Origin of the sequence: Mycobacterium sp. 1274761.0 (genome assembly GCF_001668615.1) — a bacterium.
Taxonomy (GTDB): Bacteria; Actinomycetota; Actinomycetes; order Mycobacteriales; family Mycobacteriaceae; genus Mycobacterium.
Window position 1 is genome coordinate 30,366 of sequence record NZ_LZMC01000057.1, and the last position, 18,310, is coordinate 48,675.

The 18,310-nt window shown below is 62.0% G+C and carries 16 protein-coding genes; 11 read left to right on the plus strand and 5 right to left on the minus strand.

Going from position 1 to position 18,310, the window contains the following annotated elements; translation table 11 throughout:
* Positions 1 to 34 precede the first annotated feature (34 nt).
* The 5 genes from A5651_RS10740 to A5651_RS10760 are packed head-to-tail and all read left to right on the plus strand — an operon-like array spanning position 35 to position 4,554.
* Positions 35 to 1,282: a class I SAM-dependent methyltransferase gene (locus A5651_RS10740; RefSeq protein ID WP_066979495.1), complete on the plus strand. Its 1,248-nt coding sequence runs from the start codon at positions 35 to 37 to the stop codon at positions 1,280 to 1,282.
* A 2-nt stretch (positions 1,283 to 1,284) separates the two neighbouring features.
* Positions 1,285 to 2,097, plus strand: coding sequence for a glucose-1-phosphate cytidylyltransferase (locus A5651_RS10745; protein WP_066979498.1), 813 nt, complete (start codon positions 1,285 to 1,287; stop codon positions 2,095 to 2,097).
* 47 nt (positions 2,098 to 2,144) lie between these two features.
* Positions 2,145 to 2,846, plus strand: coding sequence for a class I SAM-dependent methyltransferase (locus tag A5651_RS10750; protein WP_066979502.1), 702 nt, complete (start codon positions 2,145 to 2,147; stop codon positions 2,844 to 2,846).
* Positions 2,843 to 3,514 carry a PIG-L deacetylase family protein gene (locus A5651_RS10755; RefSeq protein ID WP_066979506.1) on the plus strand — a complete coding sequence of 224 codons (672 nt, stop codon included), beginning with the start codon at positions 2,843 to 2,845 and terminating at the stop codon, positions 3,512 to 3,514. Before A5651_RS10750 ends, A5651_RS10755 begins: the two co-directional genes overlap by 4 nt.
* Before the next feature lie 11 nt (positions 3,515 to 3,525).
* The gene (locus tag A5651_RS10760; RefSeq protein WP_066979950.1) at positions 3,526 to 4,554 is read left to right on the plus strand and encodes an NAD(P)-dependent oxidoreductase; all 1,029 of its coding nucleotides are present in this window, start codon (positions 3,526 to 3,528) and stop codon (positions 4,552 to 4,554) included.
* Here the strand turns inward: A5651_RS10760 and rfbC are convergent.
* Positions 4,538 to 5,092 (minus strand): dTDP-4-dehydrorhamnose 3,5-epimerase, encoded by a 555-nt coding sequence (gene rfbC, locus A5651_RS10765; RefSeq protein WP_066979512.1) that lies wholly within the window; start codon positions 5,090 to 5,092, stop codon positions 4,538 to 4,540. The two genes, A5651_RS10760 and rfbC, sit on opposite strands and share 17 nt — an antisense overlap.
* Positions 5,093 to 5,106: 14 nt before the next feature.
* On the opposite strand from rfbC, the gene A5651_RS10770 reads away from it, so the two are divergent.
* Complete coding sequence (locus tag A5651_RS10770; protein ID WP_066979517.1) at positions 5,107 to 6,192, plus strand: methyltransferase domain-containing protein; 1,086 nt, start codon at positions 5,107 to 5,109, stop codon at positions 6,190 to 6,192.
* On the opposite strand, the gene A5651_RS10775 is transcribed toward A5651_RS10770, so the two are convergent.
* The 4 genes from A5651_RS10775 to A5651_RS10790 form a co-directional block, all read right to left on the minus strand.
* Positions 6,182 to 7,543 (minus strand): glutamate-1-semialdehyde 2,1-aminomutase, encoded by a 1,362-nt coding sequence (locus A5651_RS10775; protein WP_066979520.1) that lies wholly within the window; start codon positions 7,541 to 7,543, stop codon positions 6,182 to 6,184. The genes A5651_RS10770 and A5651_RS10775 overlap by 11 nt on opposite strands.
* Positions 7,544 to 7,556: 13 nt before the next feature.
* Positions 7,557 to 8,438, minus strand: coding sequence for a polysaccharide lyase (locus A5651_RS10780; protein WP_066979524.1), 882 nt, complete (start codon positions 8,436 to 8,438; stop codon positions 7,557 to 7,559).
* Between the two features lie 100 nt (positions 8,439 to 8,538).
* The gene (locus A5651_RS10785; RefSeq protein ID WP_066979527.1) at positions 8,539 to 9,762 is read right to left on the minus strand and encodes a glycosyltransferase family 4 protein; all 1,224 of its coding nucleotides are present in this window, start codon (positions 9,760 to 9,762) and stop codon (positions 8,539 to 8,541) included.
* A 4-nt stretch (positions 9,763 to 9,766) separates the two neighbouring features.
* Complete coding sequence (locus A5651_RS10790) at positions 9,767 to 12,049, minus strand: glycosyltransferase (RefSeq protein WP_066979531.1); 2,283 nt, start codon at positions 12,047 to 12,049, stop codon at positions 9,767 to 9,769.
* A gap of 651 nt (positions 12,050 to 12,700) precedes the next feature.
* Between A5651_RS10790 and A5651_RS10795 the strand changes: the two genes are divergently transcribed.
* The 5 genes from A5651_RS10795 to A5651_RS10815 are packed head-to-tail and all read left to right on the plus strand — an operon-like array spanning position 12,701 to position 18,289.
* Complete coding sequence (locus A5651_RS10795) at positions 12,701 to 14,146, plus strand: hypothetical protein (RefSeq protein ID WP_066979533.1); 1,446 nt, start codon at positions 12,701 to 12,703, stop codon at positions 14,144 to 14,146.
* A gap of 23 nt (positions 14,147 to 14,169) precedes the next feature.
* The gene (locus tag A5651_RS10800; RefSeq protein ID WP_156662820.1) at positions 14,170 to 15,552 is read left to right on the plus strand and encodes an O-antigen ligase; all 1,383 of its coding nucleotides are present in this window, start codon (positions 14,170 to 14,172) and stop codon (positions 15,550 to 15,552) included.
* Positions 15,545 to 16,630 carry a glycosyltransferase family 4 protein gene (locus tag A5651_RS10805; protein WP_066979558.1) on the plus strand — a complete coding sequence of 362 codons (1,086 nt, stop codon included), beginning with the start codon at positions 15,545 to 15,547 and terminating at the stop codon, positions 16,628 to 16,630. The genes A5651_RS10800 and A5651_RS10805 overlap by 8 nt, the downstream gene beginning before the upstream one ends.
* A gap of 20 nt (positions 16,631 to 16,650) precedes the next feature.
* Positions 16,651 to 17,361 carry a bifunctional 2-polyprenyl-6-hydroxyphenol methylase/3-demethylubiquinol 3-O-methyltransferase UbiG gene (locus A5651_RS10810; RefSeq protein ID WP_156662822.1) on the plus strand — a complete coding sequence of 237 codons (711 nt, stop codon included), beginning with the start codon at positions 16,651 to 16,653 and terminating at the stop codon, positions 17,359 to 17,361.
* A gap of 13 nt (positions 17,362 to 17,374) precedes the next feature.
* The gene (locus A5651_RS10815) at positions 17,375 to 18,289 is read left to right on the plus strand and encodes a hypothetical protein (protein ID WP_066979564.1); all 915 of its coding nucleotides are present in this window, start codon (positions 17,375 to 17,377) and stop codon (positions 18,287 to 18,289) included.
* Positions 18,290 to 18,310: the final 21 nt, after the last annotated feature.

Below are 18,310 nucleotides of genomic sequence, written 5' to 3' on the forward strand. Positions count from 1 at the left end.
GCAGCCCAGTACCGAAACCGAAGGGGTAAGACAAGTGCGCTGCAGGCTGTGCAATTCGATCCGTCTGGTCAGTGTGGTGGACCTGGGTGCCACCCCGCCGTGTGAGAAGTTCCTCACCGCAGACGAACTCGACTATCCGGAGCTCACCTACCCGCTTCACCTGCGGGTCTGCGAGAACTGCCTGTTGTTGCAGATTCCGGCACTGATCACACCAGAGGAAACATTCACCGAATACGCATACTTCTCGTCGTACTCCGACACCTGGGTCGCGCACGCGAGAACCTTTGTCGAGGACACGGCCGAAAGGCTTGCGCTCGACAACAACTCGTTCATGATCGAGGTCGCGAGCAACGACGGGTACCTCCTGCAGCACGCCCTCGACAGGGGCATCCCCTGCTTGGGCATCGAACCCTCGGTCAATGTCGGCTTGGCCGCGCGGCGGCGTGGGGTACCCACCGAGACCGCATTCTTGAACGAAGGCTTGGCAGCGTCACTTCGAGCGACACACGGCCCAGCTGACCTCGTTGTCGCCAACAACGTCTACGCCCATATTCCGGATCTGCTCGGCTTCACCCGATCGCTTCGTGCGTTGCTCGCAGACGACGGCTGGTTGAGCATCGAGGTTCACCACGCGCTGAACCTGGTTGGCCTCGGCCAGTTCGACTCGATCTATCACGAGCATTTCCAGTACTACACCGTGCTTTCCGCGACACGGGCACTCGCCACGGCAGGACTGACTGTGGTCGACGTCGAGCTGCTGCCCACTCACGGTGGAAGCATCAGGATCTGGGCCCGCCCCGATGAGGCAGCCGGAGTGCCGAGTGGGCGCGTCGATGAGGCGCTGCGGATCGAACGAGAGGCCGGACTGCATCACGTCGGCGGCTATCTCACACTCCGTCGGCGCACCGAGGCCATCCGCCACGCACTGCTGCGCTTCTTGCTCGACTGCCGCGCGGAAGACAAGCGGGTCGTCGGCTACGGTGCACCCGGTAAGGGAAACACGCTGCTGAACTACTGCGGCATTCGCAGTGATCTGCTCTCGTACACCGTCGACCGCAATCCTTACAAGCACGGGCGCTTCACGCCGGGAACGCGGATCCCCATATACGAGCCGGCCCAGATCGAAACGGATCGACCGGATGTCGTAGTAGTGCTGCCGTGGAACCTCGAAGCCGAATTGACCGAGCAACTCGCCTACATCGCCGAATGGGGTGGCCAGCTCGTCTTTCCACTGCCCACGCTGCGCGTGGTCAAACCGACTCTTGAAAGCAACAGGAGGTAGTCATGAAGGTTGTTCTGTTTTGCGGTGGTTACGGGATGCGGATGCGCAACAGCGTCGACGACGACATTCCCAAGCCCATGCAGATGGTCGGCCCGCGACCGCTCATCTGGCATGTCATGCGCTACTACGCGCACTTCGGCCACAAGGAGTTCATCCTCTGCCTCGGATATGGCGCCTCACATATCAAGAACTACTTTCTCACCTACCAAGAAGCCGCCTCGAATGATTTCACAATGCGAGGCGGCGAGATACAACTGATGCACTCAGACATCAGTGACTGGTCCATCACCTTTGTCGACACCGGTCTGACATCCGCGATCGGTGAACGCCTCAGGCGCGTACGCCCATACCTAAACGGCGACGACTACTTCCTTGCGAACTACGCCGACGTCCTCACCGATGCACCGATGGACGACGTCATCGAGAAGTTCCACCAGTCCGGCGCCGCCGCATCGATGATGATCGTTCCGCCCCAGTCGTCGTTCCACTGCGTCGAGGCCAGTGAAGCCGGTGAGGTCAAAGACATCATCGCGGTCTCGAAATTGCCGATATGGGAAAACGGCGGCTTCTTCGTCCTGTCCCAGACCGTCTTCGACTATCTACCGGAAGGTGGCTGCCTGGTCGAGGACGCCTGCGCCACATTGGCCGGTGAGGGAAGGCTGTTCGGCTACAAGTACGACGGTTTCTGGAAGCCCGCGGACACCTTTAAGGAACGTGCCGAGCTCGACGCTCGGTACAACAGCGGCGACCGGCCCTGGATGGTGTGGGACGGCGCGGCCGGCAGTGGTCATCGTCAGACGAGTGGCGTGTCGTGACCCTCACAAAGCTCGCCCGCAGAACGTCGCGGCGGGTGCAATCGCTAGTGCGCTGGCAATGGCGCGTGAACTCACGGGACGTCCGCCGGTTCGACCGCACATTCGACATCGACACCGCAGGGACGTTGGAGCCGACAGAGCTGACCGTCAAGGCCGGGGATGCTGCGGACGGTTTCGTATATGTCGGCACGCCGCTTCGCCTGGCGCGCTGGTGGCTGACTGCCCTCCCGCAGAACCGCTGCGATTTCACCTTCATCGACATGGGTTCTGGTAAAGGTCGGGTGCTCGTATTCGCCGCGCAGGCCGGATTCGCGCGGGCGGTCGGTATCGAATTCGCTGAGGAGCTGCACGCGATCGCTTTGGCCAACGCGCACAAGGCCCGTGCGCATGGACTCGCAATCGAACCCGTCCTCGGTGATGCCGGGACATTCGAATTCCCCGACGAGCCACTGATCGTGCACTTCAACAATCCGTTTCATGAACGTGTGATGCGCAGGGTAATCGCCAATCTGACAGCCTCCTACCAAGCGCATCCGCGGCCGATTATCGTAATTTTCCAACAGATGACCGACGAGGACCCGGCGCATCGAACCGACAACTTGGCCCTCCTTGCATCTGTGCCGTATCTGACGGAGCGGACGCTCGAGCTTCCATCCGGCGCGATAGACCGCAGACTGTTGGCTCCTTACACCGTTCGCATCTATGAGTCGGTCGAAGCCTTTCGGTCTGTGACGGCGGCATTGCGATGATCAGTCTCACCGCAGGGAAGATCAACGAAATAGCAGTCGTCGGCGCCCATTGCGACGACATCGCCATCGGCATGGGCGGCACGTTGATGACACTTGCCGCCGTCAATCCCGGATTGCGGGTGCACGCCCTGGTCCTCGCCGGAGGCGGCACCGAACGTGAAGAGGAAGAGCAGGACGCGCTTTTCGCGTTCTGTCCTGGTGCTGAGCTGACGCTGACAGTTCTCGGCTTTCGCGACGGTAGGGCGCCGGCGAACTGGGACTCGATCAAGGATCGGCTTAGCGACTTCCGGAACTCTTGCGATCCGCAGGTCGTGTTCGGTCCGCAGCGCGATGATGCGCATCAGGATCATCGGCTGCTGGCTCGGCTGCTGCCGACCGAGTTCCGCAACCACCTCATTCTCGGGTACGAAATCTTGAAGTGGGAGACGGATACCGTGCGGCCCAGCATTTTCCATCCCATCGACACCCACGTGGCCGAAGAAAAGGCGCGTCTGCTGCTCAAGCACTATCCGTCGCAGATCGCTCACGATTGGTTCGACGAACAAGCCTTTCTCGGTCTTTCGCGACTGCGTGGCGTGCAGTGCCGCAGCCGACACGCGGAAGGCTTCGTTCTCGAGAAAGCCAGCATCACCTTCGAGCGCTGCTCCGGCGCCGACAGGACAGCGTGAAAGGACAGCAGATGCGAGTGTTGGTAACAGGCCACCAGGGCTACCTCGGCACCGTGATGGTGCCCATCCTGCAGGCCGCTGGACACAACATCACCGGGTTGGATTCGGGCCTATTCGAAAATTGTGTGCTGGGCGACGAACCGCAGGAGCCACCGGCGATCCGCACCGATCTTCGCGACGTGACGATTGACCAATTGACGGGCTTCGACGCGGTCATCCACCTCGCTGCCCTGTCGAACGATCCGCTCGGCGCCCTTGCCCCGGAGATCACCTACGACATCAACCATCACGCGTCAGTCCGACTGGCGAAGCTAGCCAAATCCGCTGGTGTCAACCGCTTCCTGTATGCCTCAACATGCTCGGTATACGGGTCCGCCGGTGACAACCTGGTGACCGAGGACGCGCCGCTGCGGCCGTTGACGCCGTACGCGGAGAGCAAGGTGCGAGTGGAGGATGATGTCGCAAACATCGCCGATTCGTCGTTCTCCCCGGTCTTTTTGCGTAATGCGACCGCATTCGGGTTCTCCCCGCGGCTCCGCGCTGACATCGTGCTCAACAACCTGGTCGCCCACGCCGTGCTCACCGGTAACGTCCTCGTGCTTTCGGACGGCACACCGTGGCGTCCACTGGTGCATGCGCGTGACATTGCCTCGGCGTTTCTGACCGCGCTCGAGGCGCCGATCGACAAAGTTCATTGCCGTGCCTACAACGTAGGAACCGAGATGAACAACGTCACCGTGGCCGAGATAGCACAGGCCGTGGTCGAGGCGGTAGCCGGTTCTGAGCTGATGATCACCGGTGAGTCCGGGCCCGATCCGCGGTCCTACCGCGTGGACTTCTCCGCGTTTCGTGATGCACTGGGTTTCGAAGCGGCGTGGTCCATTGCCGATGGTGCAGCCGAGTTGTATCGCGAATACTCCCGGGCGGGGCTGACTTCCGACGATTTCGCGAAGAAATTCACGCGACTGCCGCATCTGCAGAGCCTGCGCGACAGCGGCATCCTGGATTCGTCGATGCGTAGGGTTACGACAGATGCGTGAACAGTTCAGCCCAGCTGCCGGCGCCCGCGTCACGTTCCGACACCACCGTGACCGGAAGCGGCCATGCGATCGCAAGGTCTGGGTCATGGTAGGCGACGGCTAGGTCCTCGGCGGGATCATGCGGCCGATCGATCCGGTAGCACACGTCCGCGGTGGCGGATAGCGCCTGGAAGCCATGGAGAAAACCTGGGGGGACGTAGAGATGACGAAAGGCGTTGTCGTCCAGTATGAATGCCTGCTGTCGGCCGAAGGTCGGCGATTTCCTCCGGATGTCGACGAGGACATCGTGCACGGCACCGTGGGCGCAGCGCACCAGCTTGGCCTCTCCGCGTCCGGAGCGGCCATGCATGCCGCGAATCACCCCTTGGTGCGAACGGGATTGGGAGTCCTGGACAAACGAGGCAGCTACTCCGGGATTGCCGAGATACTCATCGAAGAGGTCGGCGTCGAACGTACGGGTGAACAAACCGCGATCGTCACGGAAGGGCTGTGGAATCAACACCAGGACGTCGACGAGCGAGGTCGTTTCGATACGCATTGGGTAATGGTGTCATGACCGCCTGTCGAGGATGTGGCAAAACAGATTTGAGCCGGGTGCTCGATCTGGGGAGGGTGCCTGCGGCCGATTACTTTCCGCCGGCGACCGATCCGGTGACAGTCGACGAGGCCGTGCACGAGCTGGCGATGGATGTCTGTCTCGTGTGCGGTCTGGCCCAACTTGCTGACGACGACACCGTCGCCGATGAGCCGCGTGGTGTCGAGCCGCAGGCGCTGAAGGACCAGGCCGAGTCCGCGATCGCTCGGGTCGCGGAGGCCGGATGGTTGCGAGGAAAGACGGTGCTGGAGTTCGGCAGTCCCCACGGCGGCAGTTGGCTGCCCTTGTTGACGCAGCGGGGATACACCACGGTTGATACGCCGGCGGATGTTGTGCTGGATTGTTTCGGCATCATGCATGAGCCGGATCAGAAGGCCGCGTTCGAGCAACGCGCAGCAGTGACCGCCCCGGGCGGAGTGCTTCTACTGCAGTATCACTCGATCGTCACGATCATCGAGCAAGGCCAGTGGAATGCGCTGCGGCATGGGCATTTCGCCTATTACTCGCTGACCACATTGTCGCGGTTACTCGCGGAAGTAGGGTTGTCGGTGGTGACCGCCTGGGAGTTCGATCTTTACGGCGGGACCGCGCTGTTGGCCGTCGTCCACGGCGAGGCGGAGCCCGACGAATCGGTGCGGCGCATCCTCGAGGCCGAGGATGCGCTGAACATCACCGACCCCACCGTTGTCGGCGGGTTGCAGATCAGCGCCGATCGTCACGCCGGCGAACTTCGGCAGTGGCTCGAGCACGAGCGCCGCCGCGGGCGTGAGGTTTACGCCTACGGCGCCGCGTCGCGGGCGGTGGCATTGTTCAGTCGGGCCAGGATCGGCTCGCACCTGCTGAGCGCCGTCGCGGATGCCTCGCCTGCAAAGCAGGGCAGGCGGATGCCCGGAACCGACATTCCGATCATCCCGCCGGAGGAACTTGTTGCGGCGGAACCGGATCGGGTGCTGCTGACGCTTCCGGACCTGCTGCCGGAACTGCAGGAGCACATGCCCGAACTTGACGGCCGGTGGACGGTCGACGGCCAGTTCATGAGGTGACGGCGCTGACCTCGAGTCGTCGTGGTGCTGAGAATCGTCGGATGGCCGGTGCTACGGGACGGCCGCGGAGTAGCCCGTCCACAGCACCTTGCTCGATGGCCCGACGATAAACGGGAAGCGCGGCGCGCACGGCCTCGACGGTGTACTCGATGTCACGGTCGGTGTGTGCCGCCGAGGTGACGAACGACTGCCCCAGGACCCCGCGGTCGAGCAGTTCCTGCAAGAACAACGTGCGATAGGCCTGTGACGGAGAACCTTCGCAGTCACGTGTTACGAATGCTAGGCAAGCCGGCCTTCCCGTCAGTTGTATGTTCTCCGTCAGGCCCTCTTCTTCGACTGCAGTTCGGACTCCCTCTGCCAGGAGCCGTCCCGCGTGTTCCATCCGACGAATCGGTTCATCGTTGACGTACGCCTCTGTGACCGCGCGGAAGGCGGCCAGCGAGCTGGTCTCGGGTCCGTGCGTCGTCGACAAGAGGAACACGCGTTCGCGGTCGGTCTGCAGTCCGCCGAGCTCCATGAACTCACGCTTGCCCGTCAACGCGGACAACGGAAAACCGTTACCCATTGCCTTGCCCCAACACGAAAGATCCGGCTGCACGCCATAGATCGATTGCGCGCCGCGTGCCGACCATCGAAAGCCGGTGATCATCTCGTCGAAGATCAACAACGCCCCGTGCCGGTCACACAGGGTCCTCACGCCTTCGAGGAAACCGGGTTCGGGTTCTGCGTTCGCGGTGGCCGCTTCGAGGATCACGCAGGCGACGTCCTCGGAGGCCAGGACCGCTGCAAGTGAGTCGAGATCGTTATAACGGAAACCGACGGTCGCTTCCCTGCTCGGCGTTGGTATGCCGGCGTTCATGTCGGTGGTTCCGATGAACCAGTCGTCGGTGGAGAAGAAGGGCTGCTGGCATGCGGCCACCCTCACCCGCCCGGTCACCGCGCGCGCCAATCGAATCGCAGCGGTCGTGACGTCGGATCCGTTCTTGGCGAACTTCACCATGTCCGCGCTCGGGACGAGGTCCAGAAAATCTTCTGCTGCAGCGAGTTCGAGGGTCGTCGGTCGGGTGAAGTTCACCCCGTCGCCGATGACCGCGCGCACCGCGTCCACTACGGGCTGATATCCGTGGCCCAGCGTGACCGCTCGTAGCCCCATTCCGTACTCGATGTACTCGTTGCCGTCGGCGTCCCACACGCGACATCCCCTGCCGCGGACCAAGATCGGGGTCATGTACTCGGGGTACTGATCCGAGCCCCGGGCATAGGTGTGCGCGCCGCCAGGAATGAGATCGTGTAGCCGTGATTGAAGGGCGTTGGAGCGTTCGAACGATCTGGTCCTGGATACGGGGTGCATAACTGTCCTCCGTCTAGAGCGGGGTCAGCCCGTCTTCGGTATCGGCCACTGAGAAACCATCGTGATACACAGCGCCGGTAGGCGTTATGTGGGAGTCGCGGTAGTAGCCCTGTTTGAAGTACGCACCACCACCACCGGGCATCAATGTCCGTACGCTGCATCGTGTTTCGCCTGCGCACGGCGTCGCGGTGAACCTCTGCGGGGCGCCATTGAGCCAGAACTCGATGAACCCCACGTCGTCCCGCGCGGACCATTTGATGTGCATTTTGATGTCGTTCCACACTCCGCGAGTGACAGGCGCACTCCACGGAGTGAATGTCGGCCCGGCATCGCCGGGAGCGTTCCACGTAGACAGAACGATGCCCCAGCGATCGCCGCCCACGTTGGTCGGCCCGGCATTGAACGCCACCGGCGGTGACCCGTCGGCATTGGCGTGCCATTGCGCCACCACGCTCCAGCCCTGGCCGGCCGGAAAGTCATTGCCGAACATCGAGCTCCACTGGTACCAACGGTCATCGCCCTCGTCGGCCCCAGTCGCTGCTTCACCGCTGACCTCGGCACGGTCATTGCAGCACATGCCTTGCGGATGGTCGCCCTGGCGAAGCTCGAAGCGAGCGGCGAATCTGCCCTGCCGGACCACATGGGTTTCGATATCCATGCTGTAAGTCGGCGCTATCTCATTGCACGGCACACTTCCGGCCGCGACGTTCTGACAGTTGAGCCACTGGTCGAAGTTGCCTGTTTCGTAGTCACCGACGAAGGTTGGGCGCTCAGTCGACGGGGGGCTGGCCGGTGGTGCCGCGTTGGCCGGCGGGGGAGCGGCTGCGGGGGCGCAACCTGTGACTGTGGCTGCCACGACCGCCGCGAGCAGCGGTGGACACAATGCCCATGCCATCGGCTCTACCCCTAACTGGTTGGCGCGAACCTAACGTCAACTACAGTAACTGTATTCGCGTAAAGGTGCGAATATACGATCGTAAACACTGTAAACAACATCAATCAATATTTGCCACCCGACGGCCCGCCCCGCGAGGCAATAGCCGGTCGTAGAAGCGAAGAAGGTGCTGTCGTGAGGTGTCCCAGGACAATTCGTCCTCTACTCGCTTACGGCCGATCCGTCCCATTTCGGCGCGGCCCTCCGGGTCATCCAGTAGCTCATCGATCTTGACGGCGAACGCCCCCTCGTCGTTGGCCGGCGCATATACCGCGGCCTCGCCCGCCGACACCCGTGCTTCGACCAGATCGAACGAAACCAATGGCCGTGCCATCGCCATGTATTCGACGACCTTGTTCATCGTGGACACGTCGTTCAGCGGGTTCTTGGGATCCGGCGACAAGCAAACATCCGCTGTCGAGAGGCAGCGCTGGACGAACTCGTCAGGCACGCGACCCGTGAACTCGACGATGTCGGAGATGCCGAGATCTTCGGCCAGGGCAACCATCTCGGTGAATGCATCACCTGCCCCCATAAAAATGAAATGCGTGTCCTGCCGACCGATCTCATGACGTAGCTTGGCGATGGCGCGTAGCGCATAATCCACGCCGTCCTGTGGTCCCATCACGCCGAGGTACGCCCCGAGATACCGCTGTCCATTCCGCAACGCCGGATCGGGTTCACGCTGGATGAACCGGGTGAGATCCGGTGCGCTCCTGACCACCGACACCCGATCGGGCGGAATCTTTCCGCGTTCAATTGCTACCCGCCGATAGCTTTCGTTCGTCGAGATCACAGCATCGGCGCAGAAGAAGGTCAGGCGCTCGAGCAACCGCGTCAACCAGTACAGCACCTTGCCGCCCGACGAGAACCTGGACAGGAACAGTTCGGGCACCAAATCGTGCTGATCGAAGACCGATCGCGTCCCGTCGAGGAGTCGCAAGACGACAGCGACGATGAAGAACAGATCCGGTGGATTGCAGGAGTGGACGACGTCGATGCGGCTGTTGCGACGCACCCTTAAGGCAAGTCGTATGGAGTGCCACAGAGCCACCGAATACTCGCGCAGATAACCGAAGGGCCCTCCTTCAGCTGCCCGCAAGGGGTAGCGCAGAATGTGGACTCCCTCGATCGTCACTTCGCGCTCGGTGTCCTGGTTGGTTCCCTGCGGACATATGACGGTCACCCGATAGCCCGCATCCGCGAGAGCACGGCTTTCCTGCCACACCCGTCGGTCGAACGGCACGGACAGGTTCTCGACGAGTACCAGGATGTGGCGGTTCATCGGTTCATGCCTTCCGTCCGGCAAGCTCGGTCAACATCTGCTCATACATCCGCGCCGTTTCCTCGATGCGGAACTGGTTTTCGGCGCGCGCGCGTCCGCTCTTGCCGAACTGCGTGCGCAGCTCGGCGTCATTCGCAACTGCCAGGAGTCGGTCGGCAAAGCAGGCGACATCCCCGACGGGAACGACGAAGCCCTGTTCGCCGTCTTCCACGATGTCGCGAACCGAGCCGCAATCGGTCGCAACGATCGGTAGGCCTGCGGCCATCGCCTCGATCAGCGTGATCGGCACACCTTCATGCAGCGAGGACAGACAAGCCACATCGAGCCCTGGTAGCAGGTGAAGCACGTCCTTGCGGATCCCGAGAAATATTGTGCGGGAGGCGATCCCAAGTCGGCTCGCCAGCTCCCGCAGCTCGTGTTCGCGATCACCGCCTCCGATCACCACGAGGCGGATTTGTGGCACCGAAGTGACACAAGCCGCGACCGCGGCGAACAGCACCTCGTGTGCCTTCTGCGGACTGAGCCGGGCGACTATCCCCACAACGAAGTCGGATTCCCTGACACCCAGCGCTTTCCGCGCATGCAACCGGTCCTCGCTGGTCGGCGCGGGCGGCACTGGGATCCCGTTGGGAATGACTACTTCCCGGGTGGTCGTGTGCAGGCGTCGGCCTACACCTTCCTCGTTGCGCAGATAACGGCCTTGTCCCTGCGACAGCAGGATGAGTGCGTCGGAGAACCCGAGTGTATTGACTGCCCATCGCGGCAGGACACGTCCGCCGACGGCCGTCAGATCCATGTCGTGGGCCGCAATCAGATTCGACGGGACCCTGGCCAGCCGTGCTGCGACGCGGCCGAGGGCGAGCGAAGCCCGGTGGTGGTGCGTCACCAGAACCGCGTCGGTCTGCGACCGACGGAAGGATCGGATGAGCCTGGACACAGTACGGATGTCGTATCTACCGGACCGACCGAGAACCGCGACGTCGAAGCCGGCTGACCTGAACTCGTCGGCAAGCGGTCCCGCAGTGCGCAAGCACACCAGGCGAGGCGCGACGACTTCGGGGTCGAGGTGTTTGAACAGATTGAGTAGCAGCATCTCGGCGCCCCCGACGAAGGTGAGGTCGAGAACGACAGTCAACCGCACGGGCCGCGCCGCGCGGGCGGATGATTTGACGAGTGCGGAGAGTGCGTCCTCCGTAGCCGAAACACTGGAGCGCAGACTGAACTTCGTCTCCACGAGAAAACGTGCCGCCTGACCCATCCCTTTTGCGAGTTCGGTATTCGTCAGAATGCGGATCAGCCGATCGGCGAGCGCATCCGGGTCCCCAGGCGCAATCAGATATCCCGTCGCCGGTTCTTCGATCATCTCCGGTACGCCGCCGACGGCGGTGCAGACAGCGGGTCGCCCTGCGGCCATCGCCTCCAGCAGGGCCATCGGAAAGCACTCCACGGTGTAGGAACTCAGCACGAACACGTCTATCGCCCGCAGCAGTGCTGGCACATCCGCCCGTGCTCCTGTGAGCACCACATGTTCGCCGAGATCGAGCGCGTCGACAAGCCCTTCGATTTCCGAGCGCATCGGACCCTCGCCGACGATCAGGAATTTTGCCGAGGGGATCTCGTCGACCACTAACCGCGCGGCGCGGAGAAAGTTCTCGTGATCCTTCTCCGGCCGCAACATCGCGAAGATGCCGACGACCTTATCCGAACACTCGATTCCAAGGCTGGGCAATATATTTCGATCATCGGTCCAGTCGAAGTCATCGGGATCAACGCCGTTGTGTATGGTCTTGATCTTGTTCCGCGGATACTTCAGTTCGTCCACCATGTAATCGACTTGAGCACGCGCTACACCGAAATATGCGCTAGTCACTCTGTCGAGCAGGCGGTCGCCGATTCGTCGAACCGCCGAGCGTCGCTCGGTGTCGCCGCAATTGTGAACCCAGACGACGCTGTGTGGCACACGTGCCAGTCGGGCCGCGATGCGCCCGAGCGTCTCGGCGTTGTATCCCCGGGTGATCACCACGTGGGGTGCGAAACGCCGCATCTCGCGCGTCAAGTCGACCACAGCGCCGATCGCCTGCCACTTCGTGCGGTGGAGTGAAACGGCGCGCACATGAGACTCCGCGAGAGAAGCGAAGAGTTCCCCTTCATCGCCGATGCAGACCACCTCGGCGTCGAACCGCGAGCGGTCCAGGTTGGGCATGAGGCGGGCGACATGGCGCTCCGCGCCACCGACACCGAGGTCGGGCACGACGTACATCACGCGGATGCGTCTAGCGAATGTCATCAGCAGACCCCCGCGTGGTTAAGAGATGAAGTATTTGCCAGTGATAGTAGGTGATCGCCGTTGCGAACCGCCAGACGCAATTGTGGCAAATCGCTACTAGCAGGCGGCAATGTAATTACCTGGATTAACACAACGGTGGAAAATCATCGCGAAATCTAGCAGTCCTGCATACAGTATCGCGTATGGCGGCGCATCGATTTGCCGCCTGGCCATCGCTGATCGACGGACGCCGACCGTTGCGGGCACCGGTTGCGCGGCTCTCGACATTGATCGATCAGCAATACGGCCCCCGCAGAGGGAAGGCTCGGTGTTTGCGCGCAGAACTCGATGAGTCACCGCATGCGCGGCCGGCGTGGGTTGTCGGCGAAGTCGGAGTGAGAGTCCCTCCGTGCCGCGTCCAGGACCGCGATCTGCGGGACGCAAAATGTGCCAGTGTTACAACTGAAAGCTGTTCACCCAGCAATATTGCCTGACAGCGCAGATCGACGATTTGCCAAATCTGCACGATCGTGTGGAATTCGAGCACCGCCTTTGGTAGTGTCGGTCCGGCCGGTGAAACGGGGCGGGATCGCCTTACTTTTCGAGGCGCGGGTCTGCGGGGAGTTTTGCGGGCTTCGGTGCATTTATCACCACCTTTGTGGGGAGGGCGAAGTGAATCTCACATCGACGTACCGTTTGGCGCAGATTCGTCGCCGGTGGAAGGTCGTCGCCGTCGTGATGCTGCTGACGGTGCTCGCGGCCGCTGCCTTCGCATCAACCGCGCGAACCACCTATGTCGGCAAGTCGACACTCATGCTTTCCGGACGGACCCCCGAACAAGACGCGGTCATGGTGGTCGGCTACCTCACCCTGTTCAACGACCCCGCGACGATCGAACGGTTGAAGGCCGGCAACGACATACCCGAGGATGTGACCGCGGAGGCGCGGACCGCGGGGGCGAGCCCGATTCTGAACATCGAGGCAAAAGCGAGCAACCCGCAGATCGCCCAGGATGCGGCTGAAAAGATGGCCCGGACATTTAGTTCCGACATCAACTCGACGCAGCAGAAGGGCAAGGACCAGCATCTCGCCGACCTGCAGGGTCAGCTCCTTGGTGTGGAGCCGTTGGCTCCCGACGGTTCGGCGAACGCCTTCTACTCGGCTCTCACAACGCAAATCAATGAGGTGAAGTCAGACGCCACAAACGAATTGCTCGGCCTGCAATTGAGGGCCGGTGTCAGGGAGCTGGCGCCGAACAGGCCGTTGACCATCATGGCGGGGGCAGTCGGCGGATTGTTACTCGGCATGCTCGCCGCTCTCGGCGTCGGCGCCCTTTCGACCAGGCCGGCCAACTCGGCCGATCTGCGGCAGCGAACTGGCGTCGAACCGCTGATCGAAGTGCCCTCTGCCAGAAAGAACCACAGCGTTGGGATCCGCCGGGACCGCCTGCGGGCACTGGGCAACATCATCAGTCTCGACGGACCTCCCGCGCCCAGCATCGTCGCTGTGAGCGATACCCGAGGCGGGTCGCAGGCGCGGGAAGTCGCTGACGCACTGGCGGAGTCGTCTGTTCGGCAAGGGGCGTGCACCGTCCTCATCTACGCAAACAATGAGGCCGCGCCGGGTGTCACCGGTATCGGCTTCAACGATGCTCTGGGCAACGTCGGCCTCATCCACGAACTATTGAGGGACACCGAACATCCATTGCTCAAGACGGTTTCGGTGGGCTCGAACATCGGCGACCGCTACCGACTATTGACCCGCGACCGAATGGCGGCGATCTGCGATGAGCTGCGTACCGTCGCGAACAGGATCATCATCGTCACCCCGCCGATCGGTGACAGCATGGATGCGCAAACCCTGTGTGCCGTAGCGGATGCCACGGTTCTTGTGGTTACCCGGAAGAAGGCCACGTTCGCCGATGTGACCTCGGCGGCAGACGAACTCAAGCGGGCGCACGCGCGTCTACTTGGAGCAGTGCTCATGGACAGGTCGGGCGGCGAACGCAGGGATGTGCGGCCGGAAACAGCGTCGGAGACCAAGGACAAACGCCGCTTCGAAAACCTCCGCGAGGTCCCGGCCGCACATGCGGAGACAATCGCGCAACAAGCTTCCTGACTGTGACCCACGCCCAAGAAGCGATGACTACCGAGTCGGAATCGGAGATCGAAGCCGTCGGCTGCGCCCGTCACTCGGAGAGCAAGCAGCAGCGGTCGTTGACCGCTCCCGTCGTCGCCGCACTATCGATGCTTCTCGCGACGTTCCTCCATCGCGGATTGCAGAATGTATTGCCCAACAAAACTTTCGCAGCGCTTCTCGTCGTGATCGTTATTGCGACCGCGGTGTGGATGCATCGCACGCCCGCAAGGCTCCGCGGGATCGGGCCCGTCGAGTGCGCCTTGGCCGGCTACCTGTTGTGGAACATCTATTCGATGTACGCCCCGCACGAGTATGAAGCGATCGTTCCCGCTACCGGGGCGCCACATTCGGTACCTCAATTCATCATGGTCGCCGCCGGTCTTCCGCTGGTGATGTACGTGGTTGGTCGTTACACGTTCGACCGGACTGCGGCGGTGCGGGTTCTGCTCTGGACCATCCTGATATTGGCAGCGTATTCGGCGGCAGTGAGCATCCTTCAATTCACCGGCCCGAAGAGCTTGGTGTGGCCACGCTTTATCGTCGACGGGTCGCTGACAGCGGGTGTCGACACATGGGCCGACCGCGCAATTGGTGTGTTCAACCAACCCGTCGTCAGCGGAATGACGATGGTTCTCGGCTTTGCAATAGCGATGCTGCTGATCAGTCGGCGAGACGAGCCCACCTGGCGCCGGCTATCCGCACTCGTCATCGCGGCCGCCTGCGGCGTCGGCATCTACCTCACATATACCCGCGCAGTCTGGCTCGGCGCCGCCGTCGTTCTCGTCATGGGAGCGTGTCTAGCAACGGGCTACCGCAAGGGGTTTGTGGTTTCGTTGTGTTTGGTCGCCCTCGGTGTCGCGACGAACTGGTCGCGGTTCTCCAGCGACGACCGGGCTTCTGGTGGCGTGGGCTCCGCAGCGGAAGTCGAGGATCGACTCAATATGATGCAGACGGCGCTCTGGGGGTTTGCGCATAAGCCCTTGACGGGCTGGGGGATTCTCCGATTTGAGTCGCTCAATACCTTCCGGCACCAGCAGTGGGCACCTGACGTGCCGTGGATTCGCGGCTATGGCGCCGTCTCGCACCAGAACGATCTGGGCATCCTGGCCGAGCTGGGTCTGATCGGTCTTGTCCTGTGGGCCGCCGTGCTTCTGGTCACTGCATACAAATTATGGGTTGCTTACCGGTCACTGCCCGTCGACGATTTGTGCGGAAAGCCATTGGCGCTCACCGCCTTCATCGCCGTGGTGGTCTTGTTCACTAGCGGGTTGACGGTCGATCTGCGGTTGTTTGACTTCCCTGCGGCAGCGCTTTTCCTGCTCTTCGGCGTCGCGGTGGGGTGGTCGGATCGAAGCACGCGTGAGCGCAGGGCCGCGCATGTCTGAGCCTCGAGCGCTCTGGGTTTCGACCAGCACGGAAACCAAGGGCGGCATCGCAACGTATGTCCGAGCCATGCAGTCGACGCGGATGTGGACCGACTGGAATGTCCGACATGTCACAAGCCATCGCGATGGGTCCACAGCAACAAAGGTCTCGACCTTCGTATCGGGAACCATCCGATTCGTCATCGAATTGATTCGACTGCGGCCCAGCGTTTGTCACCTGCACGCAAGTACCGGCGGCAGCCTTGTCCGGAAGCTGATCCTGTTCTGGATAGCCAGGGCGTGGCGTGTGCCCGTCGTCATACACATGCACGGCTCAAACTTTCAGTCGTTCTACGAGAATTCGCCGGTGCCGGTCCAAGCCGTGATCCGTGAGACGGTCAGTCGCGCGAGCTGTTTTGTCGCGCTAGGCGATATATGGGCGACTCGGCTGCGCGGATACTTTCCGAATGCACGCGTTTTCGCGATCCCCAACGCGGTGCAACTCGGCCGTTGCGCCGATCAGGCGGCACGCGGTGCAGAACCGGTGCACGTCGTATTCCTGGGCCGTATCGGTGATCGCAAGGGCACCTTCGCGTTGCTCGACGCGTGGGCAGAACTGTCCCGGGACCCGGAATTCAGCGACGGCCGCGGAACTGCCGCAGTCTTGACGGTCGCCGGTGACGGCGAAGTCGAGCGTGCCCGCAAGCGTATCCGCGAGCTGGACGTGGAGGGCTCAGTCGACATTCATGATTGGCTTTCGAAGACCGAGGTCGAGAAGCTGCTCGATAGCGCTCAGGTGTTTCTGCTGCCCTCGCGCAGCGAAGGCCAGCCAATGGCTGTACTGGAAGCGATGGCTCGAGGTCTGTGCGTTATCGCAAGCGACGTCGGCGGGCTGCCGGAAATGATCGGTGGCGGCTGTGGGGTGATGGTCTCGCCCGATGACGTCGACTCGATCGCTGACGCACTGCGACGGGTTGTCTACGACCAGGAATTGCGCGCCCGCTACGGCGCCGCGGCTTATCAACGAATCAAAGAGCAGTTCGACATCAACGCAGTATCGCGCCGCCTGGATGCGCTCTACCGCGAGGTGTCCCGGTGACCGATCAGAGGAGCACAACCATGACCACAACGGAGACGGCCAACGAAACACACGCAGGCGCTCAACACTTTTGTCGGACCATCCGATCGGTCGGCAACCTCGGAGTCACGCCACGTGTATTCGTGGCGGGCTGCGGCAAGGGCCACGAGGCGCTGTTCATCCGGCGTGAACTCGGCGGATCGCTCGTTGGCGTGGACATCGAGGCGAGGTGGGAACCGGAATTCGGTTCGGAGGTCGAAGACTTCGAATTGACAACGGGCAGCATTCTGGACCTGCCGTTCGCAGACGAGACTTTCGACGCGGTCTTCTACCACCACGTCATCGAACACGTCAGCGATCCGGCAGCCAGCTTGCGCGAATTGGGCCGGATCCTGCGTCCAGGCGGACTGATCTATGTCGGAACTCCGAATCGGCACCGCTTGGTCGGCTACCTCGGCTCCTTCGATGCGACACCCATGCAGAAGTTGCGGTGGAATCTCGGTGAATACCGCGCCCGGCTCACCAACCGGTTTCGAAACGAATTCGGAGCCCACGCAGGTTTTTCCGAAAACGAACTGCACCGTCTGCTGGCGGCGAACTTCACCGATATCCGGTTTCTGACCGACGAGTACCTGCGCTTCAAGTACAGCCGACGTCTACCCGAGCCGATCTTGGATGCGGTGTGCTCGCGCGGCTTGCGCGATGTGGCCGCACCGTCGGTCTATGCGATCGCCCGCCGGCCGGGGTACTGAAGGAGACCTACACATGGGAATCGGTTACAACAGCGCAGTTCTGCTCGGCAAGGCCAAACGGAACCAGGTGTGCTTTGACAAAGTCCTGACCATCGGACACCAGAACCTCTGCCTTCTGCCGCGGCAAATCGAGATGCTGAGCCAACGGCACGATGTGGACCTGTCGGCCGCTGATTACCCGTACGGCGTCTACGCCGACGAGTTCCTCGAGAAGTTCCTCGGTGCACAAACCGTCATGTCGCTGGACTGCTCGGATTTCGAACAATGCGACATCGTGCACGACATGAACCGTCCGATCGAGTCGTCCCTTCACCAAACTTTCGACGTGGTGATCGACGGTGGCTCGCTCGAACACATCTTCAACTTTCCTGTCGCGGTGGCGAACTGCATGAACCTTGTGAAGGAAGGCGGCAGCCTGTTCGTCTTCACGCCGGCGAACAACCATATGGGGCATGGCTTCTACCAATTCAGTCCGGAACTGTTCTTCCGGATATTCGACGGAAAGTACGGCTTCCAGATACACGATGTGCTCCTGGAAAGTCGTCCGTACCCGAGCGAAGAACTCAGTCATCGAAGTTGGTGCTACTCGGTCACCGATCCGGTCAAAGTGCAGAACCGGGTGACTCTGGTTTCGCGACGGCCTGCCCAGATGTTGGTGCATGCGGTAAAGACCAAGCACGTAAACCTATTCCAGGATTATCCGATCCAATCTGACTACGCGGCCGCGCACGCGGATTTTGCGATGGCTGGGCAGCGGACGGATGTCGGTGGCGGGCATGCGGCGGGACACCAGTTGAGCCTGCGAGCCGCCCGGCGGCTGGTGCGGAACCTGCTGCCGCTGCCCATCCGTAATTCGATCATCGGCACCCGCCAGCTGCGCCAACACTCGCTAGGCAACAAGAGTTTCTACGGACCCTGGACTCCGTAGTCAACACCGGGACCCAGGCCG

Excerpts from the sequence above, each read along its gene's own strand:
- A5651_RS10755 (WP_066979506.1), top strand. The coding sequence starts at position 2,843 with ATGATCAGTCTCACCGCAGGGAAGATCAACGAAATAGCAGTCGTCGGC.
- A5651_RS10815 (WP_066979564.1), top strand. The coding sequence starts at position 17,375 with ATGGGAATCGGTTACAACAGCGCAGTTCTGCTCGGCAAGGCCAAACGG.
- A5651_RS10785 (WP_066979527.1), bottom strand. The coding sequence starts at position 9,762 with ATGAACCGCCACATCCTGGTACTCGTCGAGAACCTGTCCGTGCCGTTC.
- A5651_RS10760 (WP_066979950.1), top strand. The coding sequence starts at position 3,526 with ATGCGAGTGTTGGTAACAGGCCACCAGGGCTACCTCGGCACCGTGATG.
- A5651_RS10780 (WP_066979524.1), bottom strand. The coding sequence starts at position 8,438 with ATGGCATGGGCATTGTGTCCACCGCTGCTCGCGGCGGTCGTGGCAGCC.
- A5651_RS10800 (WP_156662820.1), top strand. The coding sequence starts at position 14,170 with ATGACTACCGAGTCGGAATCGGAGATCGAAGCCGTCGGCTGCGCCCGT.
- A5651_RS10810 (WP_156662822.1), top strand. The coding sequence starts at position 16,651 with ATGACCACAACGGAGACGGCCAACGAAACACACGCAGGCGCTCAACAC.
- A5651_RS10775 (WP_066979520.1), bottom strand. The coding sequence starts at position 7,543 with ATGCACCCCGTATCCAGGACCAGATCGTTCGAACGCTCCAACGCCCTT.
- rfbC (WP_066979512.1), bottom strand. The coding sequence starts at position 5,092 with ATGCGTATCGAAACGACCTCGCTCGTCGACGTCCTGGTGTTGATTCCA.
- A5651_RS10745 (WP_066979498.1), top strand. The coding sequence starts at position 1,285 with ATGAAGGTTGTTCTGTTTTGCGGTGGTTACGGGATGCGGATGCGCAAC.
- A5651_RS10805 (WP_066979558.1), top strand. The coding sequence starts at position 15,545 with ATGTCTGAGCCTCGAGCGCTCTGGGTTTCGACCAGCACGGAAACCAAG.
- A5651_RS10770 (WP_066979517.1), top strand. The coding sequence starts at position 5,107 with ATGACCGCCTGTCGAGGATGTGGCAAAACAGATTTGAGCCGGGTGCTC.
- A5651_RS10790 (WP_066979531.1), bottom strand. The coding sequence starts at position 12,049 with ATGACATTCGCTAGACGCATCCGCGTGATGTACGTCGTGCCCGACCTC.